The organism is Microbulbifer mixtoriginis (SeqCode) (assembly GCF_052467705.1).
The window spans coordinates 4412549-4438645 of the sequence record NZ_CP174322.1; the positions used below are offsets into that span (position 1 = coordinate 4412549).

Below are 26097 nucleotides of genomic sequence, written 5' to 3' on the forward strand. Positions count from 1 at the left end.
TGTACCCGCTGTGAAGACAATCGTCTCCTGTAGAACATTAAAGAACACGAGAATATTGTGCATCAGTTTGCTGACTGTGTAAGTAAATATCAAAAGCCGAGGCAACATTGCGTACAAACCAGCGCCCCTGCTCCGTGACGGTGATCTTTTTTTCATCCTGATAAATAAGACCATCCTCAAACATGGGTTCCAGCCTTTTGAGTTCCTGGAAAAAGTATTGATTAAAAGGTACGCCAGTGCGACGCTCAGCCTCAGTTTTATCCAGGCTTAACCGGCACATCAGTTCAGTAATAACCCACTGACGCAACTTATCTTCATCGCTCATTAACCAGCCGCGACACGAAGCATTACCCCGCTCAGCGACGGCCTGGGTATATTCTTTCAGACGGTGCAGGTTCTGCCAGAAACCATTACGGCTGTAGCTGATTGCGGAAGCCCCCAGTCCAACTAACGCATCGGCGGGCATTAATGTGTAGCCTTGGAAATTCCTCTGTAACATCCCCGCATGAGCGGCCTTGGCCAGCTCATCTCCCGGCCGGGCAAAATGGTCCATACCCAGGAATTCATAACCGGCCTGGCCCAAGTGCTCTACCGCAGCCAGCTGCATTGCTACTTTTTCTGAGGCGGAGGGAATAAGTTCCGTATCGATAAGACGCTGAGCTTTAAAACGATGGGGTAAATGCGCATAGTGATAGAGGGCAATACGATCCGGCTGTAAATCTAGCACCTTATCCAGGGTGCTGTGCAAACTGCTGAGGTTTTGTTTGGGCAAACCATAAATCAGATCATAGGAGATAGATTCGAATCCCCGCTCACGCGCCGCAACCGTTAATTCAGTCACCTGGTCGGCACTGCAAATTCGGTTGATGGATCTCTGCACCTCGATATCAAAATCCTGCACGCCCAGGCTCAAGCGATTAAATCCGAGCTCTCTTAGGGTATCCAAGGTCTCCAGCTCCAAGGTGCGTGGATCGGCTTCAATGCTGTACTCCACTCCATCGCCTGGGCGTAAATCAAAAATCTCACCCAGTCCTTCCATCAAGCGGCGCATATCTCCATCGCTGAGAAATGTGGGTGTACCACCTCCCAAGTGCAACTGGGTGACCGGTACCTGGGCCACCTTGTCCCGATACCAGCGAGCTTCCTGCAAGAGGTTATCCAGATAGCTGGAGGCGAGACCGTATTGGGAAGTAATTACCTTGTTGCAAGCACAGAAATAACAGAGAGAACGGCAAAAGGGGATATGCACATACAGGGATAAGCTGCGAATATTTTTCAGTGCATCCCAAGGTTTGATACTGCCATCCAGAGGTTTAAATCTGTCGGCTGTGGGATAAGAGGTGTAGCGCGGGCAGGGGCCACTGTATCGGGATAACAGTTGTTCTGATAGGCCACCTATAGTGCTTTTAGTCTCTTGCATCATATTTCCACAACCTCAATCAATTGTTTGCGACAGCCTCCCGCACAAACTAAAAGGCAGTCGCCGAGCTCCCACTTGGAAAACCGCAACGACTGCCACACTCCAAAACTAGAGTGCTGCCACCTTAGAAGCGGTAGCCTAGACCCGCCATATAAACCAACGGGTCGATATCTACTTTAGCGGTGACATTGCCCACACCAGGTACCTTTACGGTGGCGTCGGTATCAATATCCATCCAGAACACGGACATATTAAACAACCAGCGCTGATCTGCGCCGAAGGCGAAGTCGATACCCGCTTCAGCCGCCAGACCGAAGGAATTATCGAGAGATAGTTTTGAATCTCCAGTTGCGCCAATGCCTTTAAGGGTGGCATTACCGGTGCTGCTAACTTCCTCATCAAAGAAAGCGGTGTAGTTCACCCCCAGTCCTACATAGGGCTGGATTGTGGATTGAGTATCCATTGGGTACCACTGCACTAACAAAGTGGGTGGCAGATGCTTGGTTTCACCCAGATCAAAGTTGCCAAGGCCTTCGCCAACAACTTCGATATCGTGACTAAAAGGCGTTGCTGCAACCAGCTCCACGCCCCAGTGATCGCGGAACATATACACACCGGTCAAGCCCAGGGCAGAGCCGTTGTCCACATCAACCCCAGTATTACCAATCTTGCTCCCATTCGCAGACAGTGCGCTGGAACTGGTGTCGGGCGCTACTGTGGCCATACCACCGCGCAAAATAAAGCTGCCCTCTTCGTAGGCCAGTACCGGTGCAGAAAGTACGGCGGTCAGGGCGGCTGTCGCACAAGCAGTTATACGATTCATTAACTTCTCCATATAGCGATTTAGCATTTTTCCCGACTTTGGAAGGCCCCCTCCAGGCACAATCACAAGTCGCAGGCAGGTTAACCGCTGGCCGCAATCGTGAGCTTGATCCAAATCAAGCTGTAGAATTTCGCGGAATTAAAAGCAGCGTATTGCCCATAACGCTTGTCTGGCCAATCATCAGATGGCCTTCCGAGCGGGGCAGCGAAGATAGCGATAGGGGTGTAATGAAGGAACGGCTAGGGGGCTAGTAATTGGTACCTATTGCCAATTTTGCGAACTGGTCCAAATTTTTAACGTTAGGCGACACTGAAGCAAAGCTCCCTCTCCGGTACTGGCCAGAAACAATCAACTGAGGAGGGAGCCCGCGGAAGCTAGAAATCTACCAGGTCAGACCACCTGCCGGGCGGCGGAACATATTCTGGATACTGGAGAAATCCAACTTCTGGTTTTCGTCACTGGCACCATGTAGCTGATAAAGGTTTTTTGCCAGAGCCCCCATAGGCGTGGAAGAGGCACTGGTAGCTGCGGCATCCATGGCGAGCCCCAGGTCTTTCAGCATTAGCGCCACGGTGAAACCACCAGAGTAACCATTTGCCGCAGGTACATTCTCCATAGCACCTGGGTAGGGGTTGTAATTGGCCAGAGACCAATTGTTGCCAGAGCTTTGCATCATAATCTCGCTCAGGACCTTGGGGTCCAAGCCTTTGTCGACCCCCAACTGCAGGGCTTCGGCGGTACCGGTCATATGGATAGCCAGAAGCAGGTTGTTACAAATTTTTGCCACCTGCCCTGCCCCAGCCGGGCCGGCGTGAAAAATCTTGGCGCCCATCGCCTGTAACGGCGCCCGCGCGGCTTCTACTGCCACTTTTTCACCTCCACACATAAAACACAAGCTGCCAGCCTGAGCTGCCGCGGTCCCCCCAGAAACTGGCGCGTCAATGGCGAGTAGGCCCCGCTCAGATGCGGCCTCATTTACCAGGCGGGCATCTTCTGCAGAGATGGTTGAGCAATCGATAATCAGAGTATTCTCAGCCAGGCGGTTCAGCAGCCCCTCTTCTCCCAGATAAAGCCCTTTCACCGCCGCACCACTGGGCAACATCGAGACCACAATGGAAGCCCCCTCAGCCGCCTGCATTGGGGAGTCGCAGGGCCTACAGCCATCTTCTTGCGCCTGCGCCAGAGCCGTGGGATTGAGATCGAAAGCCGCCACACTAAAACCGGCTTTCACCAGATTGGCCGCCATAGGGCCGCCCATATTCCCCAGACCAAAAAAGGCTATTTTTTCCATAAAAGCCACTCCATATTTTGTTGTTGGTATCCCGTGCGTAAAGCGGCCCGGGTCGCTTTATAAATCCGCAAGCGGATGCGCCCTGCTCCAGGGAGCAGTAAAACAGCTCTCCAGCTGTTGTGGACTAATTTCCTCCAGGCTAAGAGGCCGCCACTTTGGCGTGCGATCCTTGTCAATCAATAGAGCCCGCACCCCCTCCTTGAAATGACCACTGGCACAGAGGTTTACCGCGAGAATCAGCTCCATCCTAAACACATCGGCCAGAGACAAGTGGCGCGTACGTCGCAACTGCTCCCACACCACCCAGGGGGTCAATGGCGAACCACCGGCCAGAGTAGTGGCGGCGCGCTGCAGCCATTTATCCACTCCTTGGTAGGCGCTGATTGCCGCGCAAACCTCAGGCAGGCTGGCAAAGTCGGTAAGCTGTTGAATCTGATCGTAGTGTTCACGCAGCTGTGATTCCGGCCGCTGCAATGGGGAGAGTTCGCAGCTTTTAAGGCAATCGCTTACAAGGCGGTGGTTAAACGCACTACTGGCCGAATAATCCAGCGCCGCCAGCGCCGCCAACACAGGCTCGCGCTGATCCTGGGCAATAATACGGTCGGCCATACCGGCAAACAGGGCATCGGCCCCATTAAACTGGGCCCCTGTCAGCCCCAGGAAAAGCCCCAGGCGACCCGGCATACGGTTCAGGAACCAGCTTCCACCCACATCGGGAAATAAGCCGATAGTGATTTCCGGCATCGCCATACGTGTGGTTTCAGTCACAATACGGTGGCTGGCACCTGCCATAATGCCGATACCACCGCCCATCACAATACCGCCACCCCAGACCACAATCGGCTTCGGATAAGTGTGTATTTGATAATCGAGACGATATTCACGAGAGAAGAATTCAGTCGTGTAACTATATTCCGGCGTCTCACCGTAGGCGGCCGATTGCTCATACAGCGCTACTACATCGCCCCCAGCACAGAGGGCTTTATCTCCACTGCCTTCTATCCACACAGCGGCCACGTCATCGTCATGCGCCCATTGACCTAGTTGCGCTGAAAGCAGATCAATCATCTGCAGGTTGAGCGCATTAAGTGCCTTGGGCAGGTTGAGGGTCGCGATCGCCAATGCACCGCGCCGGGAGAACAACACCGGGGAGTCCTGATCCATTGCTATCTGTCTTATTGCTCTTGTACTAATTAGCGTCGCAGTTAAGCACAGATCAGATTCAACGTCAGCCACACGCGAGTACAACGGCGACATGCTCTGCGGCGCGGTTGCACTTTTTACGCAAACTGATAAGTTGCGCGCAAAATCTGAGCGATTGCAACACCCAGTTACGGAACCCCAAATGGCTGAATACGTATACACTATGAACCGGGTGGGCAAAGTAGTGCCCCCCAAACGCGAAATTCTGAAGGACATTTCCCTTTCCTTCTTCCCCGGCGCCAAAATCGGCGTACTCGGTCTCAACGGCGCAGGTAAATCCACCCTGCTGCGCATTATGGCTGGGGTCGATCAGGACTTTAACGGCGAAGCCCGCGCAATGCCCGGCATCAAGGTCGGCTACCTGCCCCAGGAACCGCAACTCGATGCCAGTAAGACTGTGCGCGGCAACGTAGAGGATGGAGTACGCGAAGCCATTGACGCCCTCGCCGGCCTGGAACAGGTCTACGCCGATTATGCCGAGCCCGACGCGGACTTCGATGCCTTGGCTAAGAAACAGCAACAGTTCGAAGACATTATCCAGGCCTGGGACGCCCACAACCTGGAGCACCGTCTGGAAGTCGCCGCAGACGCCCTGCGCCTGCCGCCCTGGGATGCGGACGTCAACAACCTGTCCGGCGGTGAAAAACGCCGTGTGGCCCTGTGCCGCCTGCTGCTGTCCCGCCCAGATATGCTGCTTCTCGACGAACCCACCAACCACCTGGATGCGGAATCCGTATTCTGGCTGGAGCGCTTCCTGCACGATTTCACCGGCACTGTGGTAGCCATCACCCACGATCGCTACTTCCTCGACAATGTTGCCGGCTGGATTTTGGAACTGGACCGCGGCCACGGCATCCCCTGGGAAGGCAACTACACCACTTGGCTGGAACAGAAAGAAAAGCGCCTGGAGCAAGAGCAGCGCGGCGAACAGGCCCGCGCCAAAGCCATGCAAAAGGAACTCGAGTGGGCCCGCCAAAATCCCAAGGGCCGCCAGTCCAAGAACAAAGCCCGTTTGTCCCGCCTGGAAGAAATGCAGTCCCAGGACTTCCAGGCCCGCAACGAGACCAACGAAATCTACATTCCGCCCGGCGAGCGTCTCGGCGACAATGTGATTGAGTTTAAAGAGGTAAGCAAAGGCTTCGGCGAGCGCCTGCTGATCGACAACCTGTCTTTCCGCGTGCCCAAGGGCGCAATTGTGGGTATCGTCGGCGGTAACGGTGCCGGTAAGTCCACCCTGTTCCGTATGATCAGTGGCACCGAGCAGCCGGACTCCGGCGAGATCAAGACCGGTGAAACCGTTAAGGTCGCCTACGTTGAGCAGGGCCGTGAGAATCTGGATGACAGCAAGACCGTATGGGAAGCCATCTCAGACGGCCACGATATGCTCAAGATCAACAACTACGAAGTGGGCTCGCGCAACTATGTTGGCCGCTTTAACTTCAAGGGCAGTGACCAGCAGAAGCGCGTAGGCGAACTCTCCGGTGGTGAACGCGGACGCCTGCACCTGGCCTACACCCTCAAGCAGGGCGCAAACGTGTTGCTGTTGGACGAACCCTCCAACGATCTGGATATCGAAACCCTGCGCGCCCTGGAAGAAGCCCTGCTCAACTTCCCCGGCTGCGCCCTGGTAATCTCGCATGATCGCTGGTTCCTGGACCGCGTTGCCACCCATATCCTCGCCTATGAGGGTGAGAGTGAGGCAATCTTCTTCGAAGGTAACTACACCGAGTATCACGAAGACTTTGTGCAGCGTAAAGGCGAAGATGCCGCACCGCATAGGATGCATTATAAGAAGCTGAAGACCTGAGATTTACAAGTCGATTTGACCAAAATTTCTATCAGTTAAGCTCTTTTTACTGTACAGAAATAAAAACCGGAATCCCAAACAGGTATTCCGGTTTTTTCATTTAATCAATTACTAGTTACCATTCACTCAGAAACATTCCTAGCTAGTGTTAAAATATTCATTTTTAACTCCCATAGCTGATTTAAATTTCCCTACGTGAATCATGGAATTGATTTCATCCGCCTGGAAAAAAGCCTCATAGCAGGATATTAGAAAGCTCAGAAAGTATGCCCGGCACTGGAGAGTTGAACGGACTTTTGCTAGGTAATTAGCATCGTTTGGGCGTTAATTGGGAATGCTATATATCCTATTATGCATCTTCTTTCTATATTGCATGGATGTTAATTATATTAAAAGAAGTAGTGAAATAGCTTATAGTAGATTACGCACCTCATTGAGTATCAACATACTACTTCCAGGCGACAAAGAAAGGTAACGGTTTTTAGGTCAGCAGCTCTTATGAAAACTTTGGCTATCCATTCACCTACATGTTGTGCCTATGGCTTGTGTTGCGGGTCGTTGCTTAGCGCCGGTAGCGTTAGAATACACCTTAACAACATGCTATTGAGGAATACCGTAGTTACCTGAATCTTGATTTCATGGGTTTACTGAAGAACGGAGAAAAGATAACCCTACCTTTATTTACTCTATGATTGTCCCTCATGAAGATGTTGTACCACTTTCCAAAATACTCAGGAAGGCCATGTCATTTACAATCGTGCTTGGCAAGTTCCAAAATAGCGTTAATGATTTTTATATTAGGTATCTTTGCGGTTACCATAAGAGCAAATTCCACCAAAACTGATGTCAACAGATCCTAGAATGAAACAAAAGTACAAAACCCACCTTCACATTATTAGGCAAAAAAAATCGATTAGCCATCTTCAGGGCCTGCGCGCTTTGAAAATATAAGCGTGGAGATATGGTATTGACCAAGCAGGTTACCACCTCCCCCAAACACAATTAAAATTTTTAAAATAACGTTTATATGCTAAATGGTAACATTTTTAACCAACAGCCTTTGAAGAAGCCTTATTTTTAAAGGTGATGGCATAGAATTGTTGTCAACGCCACTACAAATCTCACTGAAATGGGCCAGAAAAGCACCCTATAAAACTATTAAAGTAGCCCTTCCCTGACCCAAATACTATTAAGCTAAGGCTAAAGCCGCAGGCGGGGGAGGCTCAACACCCCCTCTGGGACCTGCCTGAATATCAGTTTCGACTTGCATTATGTTTCTCCTTACAAGTTGTAGTTTATAAATGTGCTAGTTATGCCTGGACATCCAATAAAATAACCAAGCACAACATAGCTTACCCCGACCACAGGCCCATAATCCAACAAAATCTTATTATTCTGAGGGAACAATCACAATTTATCAGGCCCGTTTACCTCATGCTAAGCAGCCTATAACACTGAGATATTACAAACCAAAAACATATACATCTGTACCACTTTCATAAATAGGCATCACCTAAAGATTAAAACCCCCAGATTATAAAAATTAAAAGCAATCATATAGAATCTTTCGCCACAACACCGAAAAAATGCAAAATGAGAGCATCACAAAAAATCAATCCATCCAATTCAAAAAATAAAAAATACGCAAAATACAACCCAAGATATTTTTAGCTCCCACTAAAAAACATACAAATTTATAATCAACACACTCAGATCAGTTTAAAATCACTGACAACCCTTCACTGCAAAAATAAAAGACAAGACCACAGTAAACTATGACACCCTAGACCACCTCAAAGAAATAATTCAGATGGCTCACAGAAGGGAGAGTCCTGCCTTTAGCAAAAATGACAAATACATTGCAATTAAACTTATAAAATTGCACTTCCCACAAAATCTCAGGAAAAATATGGGTAAATTATGGCGACAATATAAAGACAACTTAACCAGGACAATCCCCTATAAAAGATCAAGAAAAACTGCAAAAAGCATAAATGAAATTTCTGAAGCAGTCCGGCAAGCAATTTTAACCAAATAAGAGAAGCCCACCTTATGAAAGCTTAGCAGCAAGTATAAGAGGAACTTATATCTCGAAAAAAGAAGCAATATTTTAAAGTGAACTACGATAATTGATCAAAAAAAATATCTCACAGGAGACACCCGTCACATGATATGCAAGCCAACAAACATTTATTGGTTAACACATGAAAAACCTAAAGGCTATATACCTCTCTAAGAGAGCTTAGCAGGATAACAAAATTGACCCTATTCATCACACACAGGAAAAGTTCCTAGGGTTAAAAACATTAAAACCCAGGGCAACAACACACTGAAAACTCACGGAATGCACCAACTTATACGTTTTCAGATTATAAATTATGGGTGAGCGATCACAATTAAGCTATTCGAATAGTTTTGCACACAATGAAACGATCGTCTTAAATTATCTGGATCCAAAGCTGCAAAACTCTCATCCAATACCAACAACTCAGAATTCTGCAAAAGTGCCCGCGCAATAAACAAGCGACTCATCTCACCGTGAGATAATCTCCACCCCATTTCCCCCACCGTCTGTAACATCCCTGCAGGCATTTTTTTAATCAATGGGCTCAAACCTAATTCATCACAAACTTTATAGGCTCTACGAACACTTTCCATCTTTGGTGGCCATTCATCACCCATTAATAAATTAAACAAGAAAGAATCGCCAAGTACATGATTTTCATGAAATTGTGGTACTGATGCAATCAGTCTGCGCCAATGCTCAGCACCAATACTGGTTCTATCGTACCCATTGATAAGTAATATACCCTCTCTTTGCTTTTGGATACCGGCAATCACATTTGCAAAAGTAGATTTACCTGAACCAGAAGCCCCCTGTAAAATTACTCGATCACCAGGATAAATACTCAGCTTACAGTTTTTTAAGACCATCTTGTCTTGATTAGGGTAATTAAAACTTAAGTCACGGATATAGCACAATGGCTGCTTGGGCCCTTGTATGTCTGAATGAACTTTATTGGCCAATGAGATAGAGGTAACGCCCCGCTTTAAAGCAGCCTCCAAGGAAAAAAGTTCACGTACTTTTTCCCAAGTCACCAGGGCGCTGAGTCCACTGGAATACCCTGTCATGCCTTTCAGTACTGCGCGATATCCAAGCAGTACCCCCCCCAAAGCCGCAGCAATTTGCCCACTCCCAGTATTGCTATTGACAAAAACAGGCACCAAGCCAGTTATACCCAATAGCAACCAGAAACGTGGCAAAAATGCGACTAGGCGAGTCATGTTGCCATCCATTGCCGTAGAACTTCGCAAATACTCTTCCAGTTCCTGATCTTCCCCCCGGTGCCAATCCGAAGGTTTCTGCTGTGCCAATCGGGTCCGATGGCCAAGCATTTTCTCAATTAGACGGTGGGTCATACTCAAACGTTGACCAGTCCAGTATTGACGAGCCAAATACTGGGCACGTCCTAGAGCGATGGCTATAAGTAAAAATATGATCAAAATCCCCAACGATATTGGAGTTCCAAGACTTAGCTGTAGCACCATGAAAGCCAATACCAGCTCTACACCACCGAGTAGTAGCATAAAGCTCGCCTGTAGCGCACTGGCTTCAATATTTTCTGCATCATAAACACGCCCAAGTATCTGTCCCGACCCCATATGGCGCACCTTGCCTGGGTCTATTCGCAAAGCGCTGGCGAGTAAGCGCTGCTTCAACAGGGCACCGGTTTCTAGCGATATGGAACCTTGTAACCGAGCAGTTAAGAGTGAAAGGGGGATCTGTGTTATCAGTAATAATACCCAGGCTACCAGCCAGCCACTATCTACATGGCCATCAAGAACAGCACGACCTATCAACCACCAGCTGGCTATAAACAAGAGTACTTGTATTGTGTGGCAGGTGATCATACTTAGAAAGCGCAAATGCTGGCGATGATGGCGCAGCTGCTGCCAAAAAGAGCGGTGGGAAGGCTGCCGCAACAACCAGCAGTCATCGATTTCTAGCCCTACTAGATTTTCTCGTAATAATGCCTCGGTGGCTTTTTTACGCCGCCGCCCAACTATTTCGGCACTGTCCAGTAGGCGTGCAATACGTTGACGCTGAGGTGTTTCTTGTGCGCTTGTTAGTGCTCTCAACACTTGACCTGGGCGCAGCTTTACGACTTGTTGTGATGGCGTAAGAAAATGTAAAAAACGACGATTACCACCACACAAAGCGATGAAATATTCCTCCTCTGCAAAGCGCAAACGCAGTAAGGCTGGTGCGGCCCGGACCAACATCTGCTCCAACTCCCCATATTTGCAGTTAACTCGCTCAATATTTAAATCGAAAGCTTCTGCCTGTAACTGTAAGCGAGCATCTGTATCCAAATATACTTGCGCTTTGTTTTCGAAGTCAGGAACTGCAGGCTCAAGCCCGCTATGAAGAGCCAGGGCTTTCACTGCACCATCTAGCTGGACTGCAGGCCAACAGTGATGGCGCAGCTTGCTTATGGAAGCTTCAGGTTTCACTATGCACCTCTTGAGACTGCACAGTATCTCTATCTTGAGCCCGTTTTTTTATTGCAGATTGAAGCTCAGTAATTCGCCCTTGTTCCATACGCAGATGACGCCAGTCGGTACTTTGCCAACACTCTTGCCAGAGTCTCTTTTCCGCTGTGAGAAGTTGGGCATAACGAGATTCAGTTTGCGCTTCCAGATTTGTGGGTGTGTCATCCTCAATAATTTGCCCATCTTCTACCACCAATACGCGAGGAAAATCTTTGGTTTCTGAAATATCATGAGTGATGCAAATTAGGGTGGTGTCTTTCCATACTCGCCTCACACGAGCAAGTAAGCGCTGGCGTTGCCCGCGGTCTAGCCCGCGAAACGGCTCATCTAAAATGACACAAGCTGGAGACTCTCGGCCTAGGGCACGACCTAATCGCACGCGCTGCCCCTCCCCTCCGCTGACAAGCGCACCACTTTCCCCCAAGGTGCTCTGTAAACCTTCAGGCAAAGAGGCAACTAGGTTTAATAGATCAGCCTGTTGCAGTGTTGGGAACAAGGAGGAAGAGGAGTTATTACCGTAGTTTAGGTTATCCAGCAAACTGCTATTCCAAAGTTGTATTGCAGGGTCGACCCAAGCACAACTTAGACGAAAACGACACAGTAATTCACCCTGTAATTTCTCGCCATTTAGCAATAGGATTCCACTCTCAGGGTTATGCCAACCCAACAATAAACCGGCCAAGCTTGACTTGCCAGCACCAGATGAACCAACAATGGCGACATGCTCCCCGGAGGCAACATTCAGATTAATATTCTTAAGAATACTTCTACCACTGGCTTTAACACTGACATTATCAAAACGAAATGATACAGGCGCCTTTAAAGGTTGAACCCTTTTATCATTAAAAGGCTCTTCACTAGCACCAACCGTAACCGCTTGCAGCGGCTCTAAAGCTCTCAACAAGGTATTCCTATGACGAGGGTAGCTCCGCATTAACTGTGCGATATCTTCCCCCAGTGGCGGCAGTGCCAATACCCAATAAATAAGCAGAAGTAAGTAGGGACTTGCCCCCAGGATCTGAACACAGTAAATCACCAGCACACAAGTGAGAACCCCATTCACAATCAACTGCACCGCTTGGCTATTAAGCTGGAAACGCAAAGAGGAATAGCCTGCTTTAATCCACTCGGTAAGCAAACTTTCATGTTCACGGCGAACAGACTCTCCAGCACCGTGTGTACGAATTGGTATTACTCCCAGCAAGGCATCCATATAAAATCTAGCCAGAGCGCCAGTATGGGTCTGGACACGCATATTATAATCACTAAGTACTGGCTGAAATAGCAGAGGAATAACTACCTGTAACCCCGTTATTAATAACACCAAAGGCGCGGTAGTGGGCGCTATCCAAACGATACCAGTAGCTGTTGCGAGCAATGACAACCCTTTGAAGAGTATCCCTCCCCCCAGTAAAGGCAACTCTCTCAGAGCTGCTATACGATGACCTCTCTCTGCGGTATCTGAGGTTGGGCGGCTTTGAAAGAAATGGTCTGGTATTTTCGGCAAGGCGGAAAGAAAGCGCATGCGAAAACGATTTTCCAAGTGCTTACCAATAATTAGCTGCAGCTTGGTCATCGGCCACTGCACAAGTATGAGTGTCAACATAAATCCCAGTAATAAAATGACAGTGCCGATTCTCTGCACCTCCGTAGCTAGTTCCGAGTGGATATCGATCAAGCCTCGAAATAGCAGTGCCTCAACCATCACACCAAGCACCGCAGCAAACATCGCAAGCATCACGATACTCGGGGCAAGCAAACCATCCTCTCGCAAAAACTCCCATAACTGACGGAGTGGGCTTATTGACTGTACTTGTAAAGCTTTGCTTAGAGCCTCCGACTTAGGTTTAATTTCTTTCCTTTCACGTACTCCCTTTACGCTGACTATTACGGCGCCGCTAAACTCCAACAACTCTGGTTCAAGCTCAACTGTGTCAACTTCCTCAGCGCCGGGAGAACTGGAAGGGCGTACACACCAATAGCTCTGTGGCACTAGTTGATAAGCGTTAATCGTGTCTTCTGAAAAGTCACCTATCAGCCTTTGCAACAATGCACTTGTTTCTGCCCCTCGTCGCACCGCACCAGAGCCAACGAGCGCTGCCAACATTCTTACACTGGCATCTAGAAAAGCCAGTGAGAGCCAGTCCCCTTTCTTCAAGGCTTGCTCACACATTACTTCGCTGATGGATTTAGAAATTCTCAGCTGTTCCATCCGCTCTTGCAGGGGATCGATAAAATCTTTTCCTCCAGCCCAACTTCTCCACCCTTGCGGCGGAACGCGCATAGTGTGGATATGCAACTCATCGAGAAAGTGTCGCGCACTGGGCCAACGTCTTCCCGAGGCTGGGTCCATAACCTGTATAATTCCCCGGTGATTACGCCAAGCCACAACAAAGTGAGTATTACCATTGGGCAAGCGCACCACCACCAGCCCCGGCAAGTAGCCAGCCGAACCTAACAGCAAGTGATCTTTGGGCACGACCATCTGTGCCGCATCCAACCCCAGCTCAACCGCAATTTTCTCTAGGGTATTAATAGAAGTGCCGTCTACATCAGTTTGACAGGCATCACGCAAGTGGCCGTAATGTACATTTACACCAAAGCCTTCAAGCAAGCTCTTAAGGGATGCAGGGCCACAATCCATATTGGAAGTTTGCACAACTTCGGGAACCAACCAGCGAACTTGTCCCTTCACTACAGGGTCTCCAACGAATTTACGCTACTTTCTTTTTGCCCTGATAAGAAGTCGCCAGCACTTTGCAATAGCAACTGATATGGTGTCTTTACTCCAGTGGCAATCTCTACCCTTGCTGGTAGGTCATGCAATAGCGGCAACTGTGGGGGAATCTCTCCACGGAGAGATAACTCAACGAGAATCTTTCCTTTTTGCACAGCACTAGCGACCCGCTCTACACGGGCCTGTAACTGACCATAACGCGCCCAGGAAAACCCATCTAATTTTACTCGCGCACTCTGCCCTGAACGAATATGTCCCAAAGCAAGGGCAGGAGAGAAAAACGCCTGTACGGTGATATTACCCTCAGCTTGTAGTGTGGCAATCTGTTGCCCTGCGACTAATACCTCCCCTTCCTGAATATCCGCCAGTGAAGCAAGCTTACCGGAGATAGGCGCACGCAGACGCTGTTCATCTACCGCCAAGGTGCTCTGCTGAATGCGAGTATCCACCTCCGCCAGCTGTCTTTGTAGATCTGCTCGACGCTGTTCCAATTCACTCATGGATAACTGGTACTCGCTAGCTAATTGCTCCCGGCGATCATGGGTTGCTCTTATTGCCGCTTTCGATGCGAGGGTGGCCATGGCCATTTGCTGATAGGTACGTTTAGCTGCAAGGTAATCAAGTTCAGAGCTTTGCTGTTTCTTCAGCAAGCGTTCATAGCGCTCCGCCACATCTGCCTGAATCTGCTGGTTGTTCATCTGAAGCTTGTGTTGCTCTTGGAGCAGCTTCAGCTGATCACTCAAAGCTTTGTCGTCTTCAGCAAATTTTTTATCCCGTAAACGCTCCTCTCGCTCTATTGCCAGTAATTGATCCGAGAGGCTCTGAGATACTCGAAGATCACCATCTAGATCCAAATCAAATGCCCTGGTATCCAGCTCTATTAGCAAGTCTCCTTCTCTCAAGGTATCTCCTAGCGAGGCAGTAATAGCAACTACTCTTCCTGTACTCTGGGTGCTGACATGTACGGTATTCTGCTCTTGTTCAAGTCTCGCCTGGTCACTAACGCTATAAACCGTGATTTCTTTAAAAAAAAACCATATCCCCCAGCCCAGCAATAGAAATAACCCTAATGTGCTTATCAGCGCTAGAGAGTAGATTGAGTCGGAGTTGATCGCGCGAGAAGTTTGAATAAACGGTGTTGGCAATACGATTCACCCTGTTTGTACCAGTTAAGGCGAGTAAAATATTCATTGTATTTATGCGAAACCAGTGTGATCTGTGAGCCGCGGCGCCAAATCTAATTCTCTATTATCTGATAGTCAAATTCGAAGAAATTTTACTTACTGGAGAAGTTTCACATCCCGATCAAACCCGTGATAACAGCTCAAGCAGGCCTGGAAATACCTAAAAAGGCAAGGGCTGATAACTCACCCCTCTTTAGATATTTGAAATGTGAAATTAGGACATCAAGCAATACCTCTGGGGCCATCTGAGGACTTCTACGCTCTATACCGAGTAGATAGACGATAAAATTACAGCCAATTACAAAAAGCCTAGTACTGATACACGGTCTGTTTCATAGTGGTTGGTACTGATCTAAAGTCAATCAAAGTCTCGCGCTGGGTCTTAAGCCTAACCCAAACAGGCCTAAGTGAGTGCCAACACCTCCTTTCCACTAAGGTGAGTATCAGTACTTTCTTTGACGATATAGTCAACCTGATAGCAGGGGAGGATTTACAAGAAATACCGGTAGTGGGACACCGCCTTGGTGGGATCACAGCCTCCGCTTTAGCTGATAAATTAAGCGACCGTATTCAGCACTTGATTTACCACAATGTTTCTATCGCTCAGGTGAGCCATTGCTTGTATGAATAGCTGCCATGAAAACAGGACCCAGAGGTTGGCTAATAGCCTATTAGTTCGGGAAACCCAATGTTTTATGACTACCTCAGCCTCCAGTTTTGATATAACAAATCCGAATGATATAGCTTAGGCAGAGAACCACCTTACCCTATCCAGTTAAAACTTATCTAGACTCTGTAAATATATCGAAGTTTGTTGAATCAGGGTTAGATTGCACTTACATCGCATACAGTAAAATTCTACATCCCTCTCTTTAATTAAGCAGACAATGGCAAAGACCTAAAACAACAGAAAAATTAAATATACAGCAACAGGCACAGCGCCCCATTAATTATCCTGATATTGCTAGTGACCCCTAAAAGATTTGTAAAATTAGCAGCTTATTTTTTAACAGCTACACTAACTGTATATTAGCTGCACGAAGAAGCGAGAGCCTCTTCAATAGAGATACTAGGAATCCCGCATATGTCCAGCTGTAAAATATTTGTAGAAGTCTCGAAGATAATTCCTGACTCTGCAGCCAATATCTTTAATGAGATAGTGACCAAGCGCTTGGAAACAGAGGGAGAAAAAATTCCAGTTGTCGTGATCGAATCCAAGCAGGTTGAGCCGGCCGGTTGTTATATCGAAATTCTCTGTAATAGAACACCTCATCGCACTCATGAGGTGATACAAAGCATGGCCATTGAGCTTGACAATACGGCTAGAAGGATATTTCAGATTGACGAACCTATCGGAGTAAGGATTCAAATGGTGGATGATGATTTTTTATCCAGCATAAACTAGGCCTTGAGAGTAAACATGAACACTCTCGATAAAGGAGGCCTTCTTTTTATAGAAGACCTCCCGCAAAAAATATCAACTTACAATAAGTTTTAGCTAGAACCTAGCACTTGCCCCAAAGCGAAAATATCGAGGGACTTGATATTCTTGATTTACCCCCCAGCTTGGATCTAACACACCGGGACTTGACTCAGCAAACTCATAAACCTCTGTTTCAGCATCCGCATCAAGAAGGTTAAAGACCTCAGCTCTAAGCTCCACATCAGCCAAACCAATGCGAGTACTATAGACAAGGGATAAATCTATCTGATTGACCCAGCTAGTTCGCCCTCTACTGCCTCGACTTGTCTTAATAAGATTTCCATTTGAGTCAGTCACATAATAAGTATCTCCATAAGCCGGGGTTCCATTGGGATGGCCAGCACCAAAGGAGTTAATTGGGCGCCCTGATTGCAAAAGAAAATTAGCCCCCAACAAAAGACTCTCCATCACCTGATAGTTCCCATAAATTTTTATTTTATGAGTACGATCATTTGGCAAATATCCGTTGGCTCCATCCATCAACTCAGGGAAATCAAAATCTTGGGTAATCCCAGCATCATCCTGGGCGTTGTCCGACTTAACGTACCCCTCACTATTCCCCTTACTCTGAGACCAGGTGTAACTCGCACTTAAACCCCAAATACCATCAAAGGCGCGCTTCGCGGAAAATTCTAACTCCTTATAAGTCCTTTTGGCCTCAGGATAGTTAAGCAGTTCAGCCGAAAATGTTGTCATTTCCAACTCACCCGTTCCATAACGATCGTAAGGTATGGTGATATCACTTCCCGGGTTTGCAAGCACATAACCATGGCCATCACCAGTGTGCTCATATCCCAAAGCATCTACCGCATGGTCAATACTCACATCATCAATATGTGATTTTAAATCACGATAGGTAGCTTTAATTCCCAATGTCCAGTCATCCGCAAAAAGCCTCTCATAACCAAGAATGAACTCATCCTGATACATAGGCTTGAGGTCTTTATCCGAGAGCTGAGCACTATCCGGCACATTACCATCTGAAGTTACCCTTGCAGAGCCAACTTCTTCAGATGTAGGAACACCATCGGCACCCACATTTGTAGGGGCATATGTCTTCGGATCGTATTCGCCATCAAAAATGAAATACCTTTCAAATCCCAATTCACCGCCAGATAAGCGCACATTGGTATTGGAAGCGATAGGCATAAAGTAACGACCCCAATTGCCATATACTCTGGACTCGCCATCACCACCTGGATCCCAAGAGAAGCTTAACCGTGGCGCCCACTGATCATCAATTTCAATAAAAGTATCGCCCTCTCCATTAAAATTGGAGAAAGTTTCATTACGAATTCCTGCACTTAAAGTAAGTGTATCCGTAATATCCCAGGTATCTTCGATATAAAAAGCTTTTGACTCAACCTCAAAGTCCCCTTCTACATCGCCAACCCGATAAGAGACTATATGAACAAGAGAGCCATCTCCATTTACATTGTCAACCACCGTGCCATTGGGAAGCTCTTTACCAGGTTTATATGAATCATAAGTGTAAAACACTCCCCCATCTTCCCTAAAACCTGTTCCAGAATAAGTTTCTTTAGACGAAGAGGAGTTAGTTTCCTGATCGTAGCCAAAGCGTATTGTATGATCATTAATCACCCACTCAAAATCGATACGATCAGCTACCCTTTCATCACCCCCAGCTTGAACCCTAGAACTGGCTTGACAGCCAGGTCTGTCATCCGTATTTCCAGGTAAAGCACCAGCACTAAAGTCCCTTACATACGGGCACTCCATATCAGTTGTACTAATTGTAGTAAGTGAGTATTCATTCTGGCCATGGAGCATAGAAACACTGAAATTATCTGTTATCTGACCATCATAACGAACCAGCCAGTTATCTCCGCCACGCTTATCCCACTTAGTGCCCGTATACTCTTTTTTATCTCTATTAAAATAGTCGTAATTGAATTGATCATTTTCCCTGGTGCGTTTGTCTGAAAACTGCATATAAGAGAGAATATGATTATCAGTTACATTCCAGGTTAAATTGACTCCCCAGAAATCATCATCAATACTTCTATCGTTGTATCTGCTTGGACTTCCTCTTGTGGTGAATTCTTCAACCGTTTCCTGCTGTTCGTAAAGGGCATAGAAAAATAATTTATCCGGAATGATAGGGCCACTAACATAATAATCTGTTGTGTACTTGGACTCCTCATTTTCCGAATTTAAGTCATAGAGAGTCCCATCTGCAGAGAGAGAGTCCGGGGCTTCTGAACGCAAGGCTGCCGGCTCATAATAGGCAACCACACCATATTCAAATTCGTTGGAGCCTTTCTTGGTAACAGCGTTGAACACTCCTCCAAGAGAGCGACCAAATTCAGCGCTATACCCCCCGGTTTTTATTTGGAACTGGTCATAAAATTCAAAAGGTACCGATGATCCACCCAACCCGTTACGGAAATTAGTGACATTGAGACCATCAATGTAATAAGCGTTTTCTCCTACGGATGCCCCCCCGAACGATATCAGATCCTTATCCTCACCAAACCCGGAATCACCTAAAACAGTACCAGGAGCCAATAAAGCAACCGATTCAATATTACGAGCAACCGGTAACATCTCTATATCTGACAAGCCAATATTCAGTGCAGATTCTGCCGTGCCAGTGCGGATCTGGGGAACCGCCTCCCCCACTACAACCACCTCCTCCAGATCTCCCAATATCAACGGTATATCCAACTTGGTGGAGCTACCTATTGAAACGGCAACGGCTTCAACCACCGCGGGCTGGTAGCCATCTTTCTGAACTGTCACCTTGTAGATGCCTGTGGGCAAATTCACCCGGAAGTCACTATCCTCACCCGTGGACATAGTCCTTCTAAAGCCATTTTTATCATTTTCTATAATAATTGTAGCGCCACTCAGATCGTTACCATTGCTACCGATAACCGTCCCATCAATAGACCCATTCACGTTGCCTGCTGCCAACGCTTGCCCCCCAATAACCGGCAAGCTAATAGATGCAGCCAGCAGCACCCGCTTGAAGTTCTTCATAAAGCCATCCTTTTGATTATCAATAAATTTATAATTTATTATTTACAAGCTTTACTTAAACCGATGATCGTCCCCCAGCGACCTCATTATCAACTCGAATAAAATAGTGATTCAACCAACCAAAACAGCCATATTATTCCCCTTCAAACAGTCAACACAACAGGCATAAAAATTTATTTAAAATGAAAAATATTATTAACGCCACAAAATCGACCCCTATAACCTCCCCAATAAAAATAAATTAATAAAATGATTTAAAAGCATTAAAAGCGACGCGAATAAACACACAAACAGGACTTCAAAATCATCACGAGAGAAAAAGAAAGTAGAAAGGGAAGCAGTAATAGTCAGCTTCAGATCCAAACCAATAAACAAGAAGATTTTATTAAGTCATCAGAAAGATGATCATCAATTCATCTTGTCAATTTAAGAATAAAAAGGAAGAAGGAAGAATATTTAAAACTAGATGGCGAACTCAAGGGGCAGTATTATCTACCCCTTGAATAAAGCTACTTGCGTAAAAACTCCAGCATCCATTTTGCAACCATATTCTCGTGAATATCGTTTTGCAGGGAGGCCTGGCCCTTTTCCACCACATCTGTACCAAAAGCTTCTCGACGTAACTCCATCAGGCTATTGGAATAAGGTTTGGTAAACTCCGGGTGGGCCTGGAAGGTGAGCATGTGGTCATCAACCTGGAGCATAGCCATTGGGCAGAACTCGCTGGAAGCCAGCACTCGACCGCCAGGAGGAAGGGTATCTACTTGGTCCTGGTGAGTAACCAACAGGTTGAAGCTATTCGTAGGCTCCGACATCCAGGAGGGGGTTTCCTGCATTTCATAGGAATGCACTCCCAATCCCCAACCTTTATCAGATTTGCGAGCCCTTCCACCCAGTGCCTGAGCAATCAGCTGATGACCAAAGCAGATTCCAATAGTTGGTTTTTTTTGGTCATGCAGCTTGCGCACAAAGTCCATCAGTGGAGGAATCCATTCCTTGTCATCATAGACACCGGTTTTGCTGCCGGTAATCAGGTAGGCATCCACCTCATCGACCTGGGCCGGGTACTGGCCGTGCTGCACTTCATAGGTGGAGAACTCCAGTGTGGGGTCCTGGCTGCGCAATAGATCTGCGAACATCTCCGGATATTCACCGTATTCGCCCACCAGCTCCTTGCGCACATCGTCGGTTTTTAAAACTCCAATCTTCATTATTTCACCGCTGGGTTGACTGCTGAGTTTTCGGATTATGGCATATTCGGGAATGCAAAGGCGGCTAGTCTGTCACTTGAACAAGTCATCTAAAACGTTAAATACCAGCTCTTAAGCTTCAATTCCCTACGCATAGGCGCTTTTCATTTCCCGCCGCCTGCCAATATAGCCCTCTTCCACGTAGGGCTTTTTACTTTCCGACTTTGCCGACCCGCTAACCAAGAACATTCCGGTGCGGGCATTCTTACCTAAAGGACTTTTGTGTATGATCGCGCACTTAGCACATTTTTCAGCCAATTATTGGGCTAACGGGTATCCCAGAGGCAATTAGGGCTACTCGCCAACTAAATTGAGGACACACAATGACCACAACGACCTCCCCCAGCGACCAGCAGGATAGCCCGCCCGGACGCAAAACGGCCTTTACCCGCTTCCTGGATGTGGTGGAATGGCTCGGCAACCTGCTCCCCCATCCCATTACGCTCTTTGCGCTCTTTGCTGTGGGTGTGGTGATTCTAAGCGGTATAGCCTCCTACTTTGGCCTTTCTGTAGCAGACCCACGCCCGGTGGGTGCTGCGGGACGCGATCCCGATGGGGTAATTGAGGTCTTCAATCTATTAAGTGGCGACGGCCTCCGGATGATCGTCACCGGTCTAGTGAATAACTTTACTGGCTTCGCGCCACTGGGTACCGTTCTCGTAGCCCTTCTTGGAGTAGGTATCGCCGAGCACTCTGGATTGTTGAGTGCCGCCGTTCGCGGCTTGGTACTGCAAGCCTCCAAGCGCACAGTCACCGTGATCGTGGTATTCGCCGGCATCATCTCCAACACAGCCTCTGAACTTGGCTATGTGGTACTTATTCCTCTCGCCGCCATGATCTTCCACTCTCTTGGCCGCCACCCACTCGCCGGTTTAGCGGCAGCCTTTGCCGGCGTATCTGGAGGCTACAGTGCTAACCTGCTACTGGGCACGGTGGACCCACTCCTATCGGGAATCACCGAATCTGCAGCCCATATGATTGACCCAACTTATAGCGTTGGCCCGGAAGTGAACTGGTTCTTTATGATCGTCAGTACCTTCCTGATCACCATTGTTGGCAGCTGGGTAACCATGGCCATCGTTGAACCCAAACTGGGTAAGTACGATCCCAATGAGGCCTCTGTTGACCTCAGTCAGGACAAACTTGGTACGCTTACCGACGATGAAAAACGCGGCCTTAAGTACGCTGGTCTTGCGGTTCTGGCTGTCTCCGCGGTATTTGCCCTGACGGTTGTGCCCGAGTGGGGTGTGTTGCGCAACCCGGAAACTGGCCTGGTAGCCGGCTCGCCGTTCCTAAAAGGTATTGTGTCTCTTATCCTGGTGTTCTTCGCTATCCCCGGCTTTGTCTATGGCAAGGTAGTGGGCACCATGAAGAATGACCGTGACGTCATTGATGCCATGGCCAAAAGTATGAACAGCATGGGTATGTATATCGTGCTGGTATTTTTCGCCGCGCAGTTCGTCGCCTTCTTCAAGGTAACCAACCTGGGGACTATCTTCGCCGTACTGGGCGCCGATGCCCTGCAGAGCATCGGCCTGACAGGCCCGCTGCTATTCCTGTTCTTTATCATGATGTGCGGATTTGTGAATCTGATGCTGGGTAGTGCCTCAGCACAGTGGGCCGTTACCGCTCCAATCTTTGTGCCGATGTTGATGCTGCTGGGCTATGCGCCTGAGGTGATACAGGCTGCTTATCGAATTGGCGACTCGGTCACCAATGTCATTACCCCGATGATGAGCTACTTCGGTCTGATCATCACCTTCGCCGCCCGCTATAAAAAAGATCTGGGTATGGGAACACTGATCGCCACAATGATCCCCTACTCCATCTTCTTCTTTGTTGGCTGGACTGCATTGTTCTATATCTGGGTATTTGCCCTGGGCCTCCCCGTTGGTCCCGGTGCAGCAACTTATTATGGTGGCTAAAACCCACTTATTGAAAAGGCCCGCTTTTTAGCGGGCCTTTTCAATTGTGAAAGAAATATGCACATTTAAGCTCAATTCTGTAATTGAAAGATCTCGAGCGTCTCATCTAATCCTCCACGACCCCTGATATAATTGGTACCATTGAGCCAATATTAAATTTTTTATCCGTCCAGACTAAAAAATTTATATTCCCAGTGACGCAGTCGTCATAAAACAAAAAATACTTAAATTAAAAATTTAGGGATAAAATACCTAAAAAATTACAATAAAAAGACTTATTTCCCAAGGGACTACTTCCGGGAAGTATCCCCAAGTTATCTTTGGCCTTTAAAATACCTAAATAAAACGAGTAACATTACGCAGTAATAACGTTTTGCGGAGATCGATACGCGGATTATCGCCAGCATAGACCTGCCCTGATCTAACTATCATTCATTTTTCCGCTCAGGACGAGCACCGTGGTTGTGCCCTACCTTGCCCTTTTGAAGGGTAAAGATTGCTATTGCCCTCCATTACCGACATTACAGGACGTCGACACAGAGCAGGCCCTGGCCAGAGAGACTGTCCTTTAAACCAGTCGAAAAGAAGCCTTCACTAGATAAACAGATTGAGCCATATGGCTCTTTTTTATCTTTGGCGTCCGCCCAGATCCGATCTATTCCGCTGGATTAACCCTTCTCCACCTGGGAAATGTATAAAAGTAATTTTTCCAGGGGATTCACAGGATTTATAAAAATTGACTCAACAAATAAGAACGACCCTGTTAACAGGCTTTTACGAGTTGGTGAGCCAATTAAAAGGTAGCCCTGAAGCCCTGCTGATCAGCTCCCGTATTAACCCCCACCAGGTTGAGAGCCTTGATGGGTATCTGGCACTAGATCAAGTGGCTGAGCTGCTGAACAAGACCGCTAGCCAGTTGAACTGCGCCGACTTTGGACTGCGTCTTGCCTACAGTCAGGGCGCTGCCGCACTGGGTTCTCTTGGGGCTGCTGTACTACAGTCCCTTACTTTGGGTGAATTCCTTAACACAGCGATTAAACAGCTAGGCAATGCTCCCTATAATCTGCGAGTTGAACTCACAAAAAAGGGGAAACACACGCATCTAAGTTTTCTGTGTATCGATGACCTGGAAGCTCAGCTTGCCGGGGACGCTCCTCCCCCCCAGCAACAATCCCGCGAGTTTCTACTCGGTGTTTCATTGGTAGCTCTACAACACCTTTGTGGGAGTAATTTTCAGCTGGAAAGTGTTCACCTAAAAGCCGAGCGCCCCGTACATGACCATTACGAAAACTTCTTTGGGGTTTCCGTACACTTCGGCAAAGAAACTGATGCATTTATCCTGAATAGCAGCTCCCTGCTGCAACCTACAGAGAAATGCAATCCCAGCCTGCGTCCACTATTGAAAACCTATATCGAAGAGCTTCTGCAAAAGGGGGAAGCCAGTTTGGTGGAACAGGTGCAGCAGCTGATTTATTGCCTGATGCCTTTAAAAAGGTGCAGCCTACAAGAAGTCGCCAATCAGCTGGGTATGCACAAGCGTACTCTACAGCGCAGGCTTAGGGACCGGGAATTGGTATTTGAGGATCTTTTGGATCGCATTCGCCGGGAGCGTGCAGAGTATTATTTAAGCGGTAAACAACCCCCCATGTCCCAGATTTCGGATATGCTGGGCTATCGCGAACAGAGCTCTTTCAACCGCGCCTGTTATCGCTGGTTTGCCACCACCCCAATGCGAGTCAGACGCCAGCTGATGGCACAGATAGTAGCCCGCGAAGCCGCACAAGAGTTAGCTGAAGTCGAATAAGCACTGCTGACAAGAGGCTTTGGCTGCGTAAACCCTGCTTCAGCTTAAGTCTCTATTTAGCTCCTCTATTCAGATTGCACGACTTCACAATCACCACTCAATGCCTCTGCGAGCGGCAATACCGGTATTGAATGCGTGTTTTACCGAACACATTTCGCTCACAGTATCGGCTACATCCTTGAGGTACTGCTTGGCCCCACGCCCGGTTATGACAACCGTCTGCTCCCTGGGCCGCTGCTGTATCGCCTGTACTACCTCTTCTTTGTCCAACCAGCGGTAATTCAGCGCGTAGGTGAGCTCATCCAAAACCACCAGATAAACTCGCTCATCCCGCAACGCCTCCCGCGCCTTCTCCCAAAGTGCCATTGCCGCAGCTTTATCGGCCTCAAAATCCTGGGTTTCCCAGGTGAAATCCGTGCCCATTTGATGCCACTGTAACGGGTGGGCGGCGCCCATTAGAAGATTCTTTTCTCCACACTCCCAGGTGCCCTTAATAAATTGAGTCACCACGGTAGAGTAACCGAAGCCCAGGGCACGGGTGACCGTGCCCATCGCCGCAGTGGTTTTACCCTTGCCATCGCCGGTATAGAGAATCACTATGCCGCGCTCCTCCAGCGCTTTAGAAACCGCCTCATCCACAATTTTTTTACGGTTCTGCATACGTGACTTATGTCGACTCTTTTTATCCTGTGATTCTGAACTCATAAAGACCATCAAACATTTAAAGTAAAGGGAGCGTGCAGATTGCACTCAAGTGTGCGTCGTTATTCAAAGGCTTCTCACTCTGTCATTGCTAAAAATGCAGAAATAAAATCCCAAATCAGATCATCCTGCCAGAGAACATTGTGGCCACCGGAAAAAATGCCCAAGCGCGAATTGGGAATCTGCCGAAATAAAGCCCGCTGATTTTCAAAAGGGGCGACACTATCGTAGCGCCCGGCACAGATCAGCGTTTCTACCTCCAGAGTCGGTAGGCGAGCAAAAGTATCGTGGCCTTTTCTCGCCTGAAGCTGTCGAATACGGCACTGGGCTCCGTAAGGCTTGCTTGCCGCCAGTTCGCAGACCTGGCGATAATACTTATTTAAAAATGCATAGAGTGCTGATTCTGAATGTATACCATCGGCACTTTGCAGGCGGCTATCGCCTGCAGTCACCCATAGATTCACTTTTTCCTCGAGGCTCATAGCCTCAATATCGTATTGATGAAACGGGAATGAAGCGCCTCCGCGGCCTCCGGAGCTGGTTACCAATAAAACCAGTTTTCGCACCAACTGGGGATATTGCAATGCAAATTCCTGAGCGACCATGCCACCAAATGATTCTCCCAGTAGATGCGCATCCCGCCAATCGAGATGATCCATCAGTCGTTTAAGGTCTAGGGCGTAATCGGCCATATTGGGAGAATCGATGGGTGAATTAGACTGACCGATGCCACGGGGGTCAAAGGTTAAGATTTCAAACCGATTCGCCAACGGGGAGTCGAAAATAGTCGGGGCTGCTCTGAGATCACTGAGGGTACCAGGGTGAAACACTAAGCGCGGGCCCCTTCCGCGAACTTCAAAATGCAATTCCACGCCATCATTACTAAATACCGCCACAAAATAGCTCCCGGA

General features: G+C 47.9%; 15 protein-coding genes. 4 read left to right on the forward strand and 11 right to left on the reverse strand.

Features of this window, described 5'->3' with window-relative positions; all coding sequences use genetic code 11:
• Window positions 1-37: 37 nt before the first annotated feature.
• The 4 genes from hemN to ACJJIB_RS19325 all read right to left on the reverse strand — a co-directional run bounded on the left by hemN (window position 38) and on the right by ACJJIB_RS19325 (window position 4698).
• Window positions 38-1420: an oxygen-independent coproporphyrinogen III oxidase gene (hemN, locus tag ACJJIB_RS19310; protein ID WP_444887227.1), complete on the reverse strand. Its 1383-nt coding sequence runs from the start codon at window positions 1418-1420 to the stop codon at window positions 38-40.
• A 124-nt stretch (window positions 1421-1544) separates the two neighbouring features.
• Window positions 1545-2243 (reverse strand): OmpW/AlkL family protein, encoded by a 699-nt coding sequence (locus ACJJIB_RS19315; protein WP_444882803.1) that lies wholly within the window; start codon window positions 2241-2243, stop codon window positions 1545-1547.
• 382 nt (window positions 2244-2625) lie between these two features.
• Complete coding sequence (gene mmsB, locus ACJJIB_RS19320) at window positions 2626-3534, reverse strand: 3-hydroxyisobutyrate dehydrogenase (protein WP_444887228.1); 909 nt, start codon at window positions 3532-3534, stop codon at window positions 2626-2628.
• A gap of 57 nt (window positions 3535-3591) precedes the next feature.
• The gene (locus tag ACJJIB_RS19325) at window positions 3592-4698 is read right to left on the reverse strand and encodes an enoyl-CoA hydratase/isomerase family protein (RefSeq protein ID WP_444887229.1); all 1107 of its coding nucleotides are present in this window, start codon (window positions 4696-4698) and stop codon (window positions 3592-3594) included.
• Window positions 4699-4879: 181 nt separating this feature from the next.
• On the opposite strand from ACJJIB_RS19325, the gene ettA reads away from it, so the two are divergent.
• A complete protein-coding gene (gene ettA / locus ACJJIB_RS19330) occupies window positions 4880-6544 on the forward strand; it encodes an energy-dependent translational throttle protein EttA (RefSeq protein ID WP_444887230.1) in 1665 nt (554 codons plus the stop codon).
• Window positions 6545-8920: 2376 nt separating this feature from the next.
• Here ettA and ACJJIB_RS19335 read toward each other — a convergent pair.
• The 3 genes from ACJJIB_RS19335 to ACJJIB_RS19345 are packed head-to-tail and all read right to left on the reverse strand — an operon-like array spanning window position 8921 to window position 14980.
• The gene (locus tag ACJJIB_RS19335) at window positions 8921-11059 is read right to left on the reverse strand and encodes an ATP-binding cassette domain-containing protein (RefSeq protein WP_444887231.1); all 2139 of its coding nucleotides are present in this window, start codon (window positions 11057-11059) and stop codon (window positions 8921-8923) included.
• Window positions 11049-13793: an ATP-binding cassette domain-containing protein gene (locus ACJJIB_RS19340; protein WP_444887232.1), complete on the reverse strand. Its 2745-nt coding sequence runs from the start codon at window positions 13791-13793 to the stop codon at window positions 11049-11051. The genes ACJJIB_RS19335 and ACJJIB_RS19340 overlap by 11 nt, the downstream gene beginning before the upstream one ends.
• Complete coding sequence (locus tag ACJJIB_RS19345; RefSeq protein WP_444887233.1) at window positions 13793-14980, reverse strand: HlyD family secretion protein; 1188 nt, start codon at window positions 14978-14980, stop codon at window positions 13793-13795. The genes ACJJIB_RS19340 and ACJJIB_RS19345 overlap by 1 nt, the downstream gene beginning before the upstream one ends.
• Before the next feature lie 1123 nt (window positions 14981-16103).
• Here ACJJIB_RS19345 and ACJJIB_RS19350 point away from each other — a divergent pair.
• Window positions 16104-16424, forward strand: a complete 321-nt coding sequence (locus ACJJIB_RS19350) for a hypothetical protein (RefSeq protein WP_252083370.1) — start codon at window positions 16104-16106, stop codon at window positions 16422-16424.
• Window positions 16425-16517: 93 nt separating this feature from the next.
• Here ACJJIB_RS19350 and ACJJIB_RS19355 read toward each other — a convergent pair whose 3' ends face one another.
• Complete coding sequence (locus ACJJIB_RS19355; RefSeq protein ID WP_444887234.1) at window positions 16518-19505, reverse strand: TonB-dependent receptor; 2988 nt, start codon at window positions 19503-19505, stop codon at window positions 16518-16520.
• Window positions 19506-20014: 509 nt separating this feature from the next.
• Window positions 20015-20716: a glutamine amidotransferase-related protein gene (locus tag ACJJIB_RS19360; RefSeq protein WP_252083372.1), complete on the reverse strand. Its 702-nt coding sequence runs from the start codon at window positions 20714-20716 to the stop codon at window positions 20015-20017.
• Between the two features lie 362 nt (window positions 20717-21078).
• Between ACJJIB_RS19360 and ACJJIB_RS19365 the strand changes: the two genes are divergently transcribed.
• Together ACJJIB_RS19365 and ACJJIB_RS19370 are read left to right on the forward strand one after the other, a co-directional pair.
• Window positions 21079-22680 (forward strand): AbgT family transporter, encoded by a 1602-nt coding sequence (locus ACJJIB_RS19365; protein ID WP_252083373.1) that lies wholly within the window; start codon window positions 21079-21081, stop codon window positions 22678-22680.
• Window positions 22681-23416: 736 nt separating this feature from the next.
• Window positions 23417-24484, forward strand: coding sequence for an AraC family transcriptional regulator (locus tag ACJJIB_RS19370; RefSeq protein ID WP_444887235.1), 1068 nt, complete (start codon window positions 23417-23419; stop codon window positions 24482-24484).
• A 90-nt stretch (window positions 24485-24574) separates the two neighbouring features.
• On the opposite strand, the gene cobO is transcribed toward ACJJIB_RS19370, so the two are convergent.
• Entirely contained in the window at window positions 24575-25189 is a 615-nt protein-coding gene (gene cobO, locus ACJJIB_RS19375) for a cob(I)yrinic acid a,c-diamide adenosyltransferase (RefSeq protein WP_444887236.1), read from the reverse strand.
• Between the two features lie 74 nt (window positions 25190-25263).
• Complete coding sequence (locus ACJJIB_RS19380) at window positions 25264-26082, reverse strand: alpha/beta fold hydrolase (RefSeq protein WP_444887237.1); 819 nt, start codon at window positions 26080-26082, stop codon at window positions 25264-25266.
• Between the last annotated feature and the right edge of the window lie 15 nt (window positions 26083-26097).

Excerpts from the sequence above, each read along its gene's own strand:
- hemN (WP_444887227.1), bottom strand. The coding sequence starts at position 1,420 with ATGCAAGAGACTAAAAGCACTATAGGTGGCCTATCAGAACAACTGTTA.
- ACJJIB_RS19315 (WP_444882803.1), bottom strand. The coding sequence starts at position 2,243 with ATGAATCGTATAACTGCTTGTGCGACAGCCGCCCTGACCGCCGTACTT.
- mmsB (WP_444887228.1), bottom strand. The coding sequence starts at position 3,534 with ATGGAAAAAATAGCCTTTTTTGGTCTGGGGAATATGGGCGGCCCTATG.
- ACJJIB_RS19325 (WP_444887229.1), bottom strand. The coding sequence starts at position 4,698 with ATGGATCAGGACTCCCCGGTGTTGTTCTCCCGGCGCGGTGCATTGGCG.
- ettA (WP_444887230.1), top strand. The coding sequence starts at position 4,880 with ATGGCTGAATACGTATACACTATGAACCGGGTGGGCAAAGTAGTGCCC.
- ACJJIB_RS19350 (WP_252083370.1), top strand. The coding sequence starts at position 16,104 with ATGTCCAGCTGTAAAATATTTGTAGAAGTCTCGAAGATAATTCCTGAC.
- ACJJIB_RS19355 (WP_444887234.1), bottom strand. The coding sequence starts at position 19,505 with ATGAAGAACTTCAAGCGGGTGCTGCTGGCTGCATCTATTAGCTTGCCG.
- ACJJIB_RS19360 (WP_252083372.1), bottom strand. The coding sequence starts at position 20,716 with ATGAAGATTGGAGTTTTAAAAACCGACGATGTGCGCAAGGAGCTGGTG.
- ACJJIB_RS19365 (WP_252083373.1), top strand. The coding sequence starts at position 21,079 with ATGACCACAACGACCTCCCCCAGCGACCAGCAGGATAGCCCGCCCGGA.
- cobO (WP_444887236.1), bottom strand. The coding sequence starts at position 25,189 with ATGAGTTCAGAATCACAGGATAAAAAGAGTCGACATAAGTCACGTATG.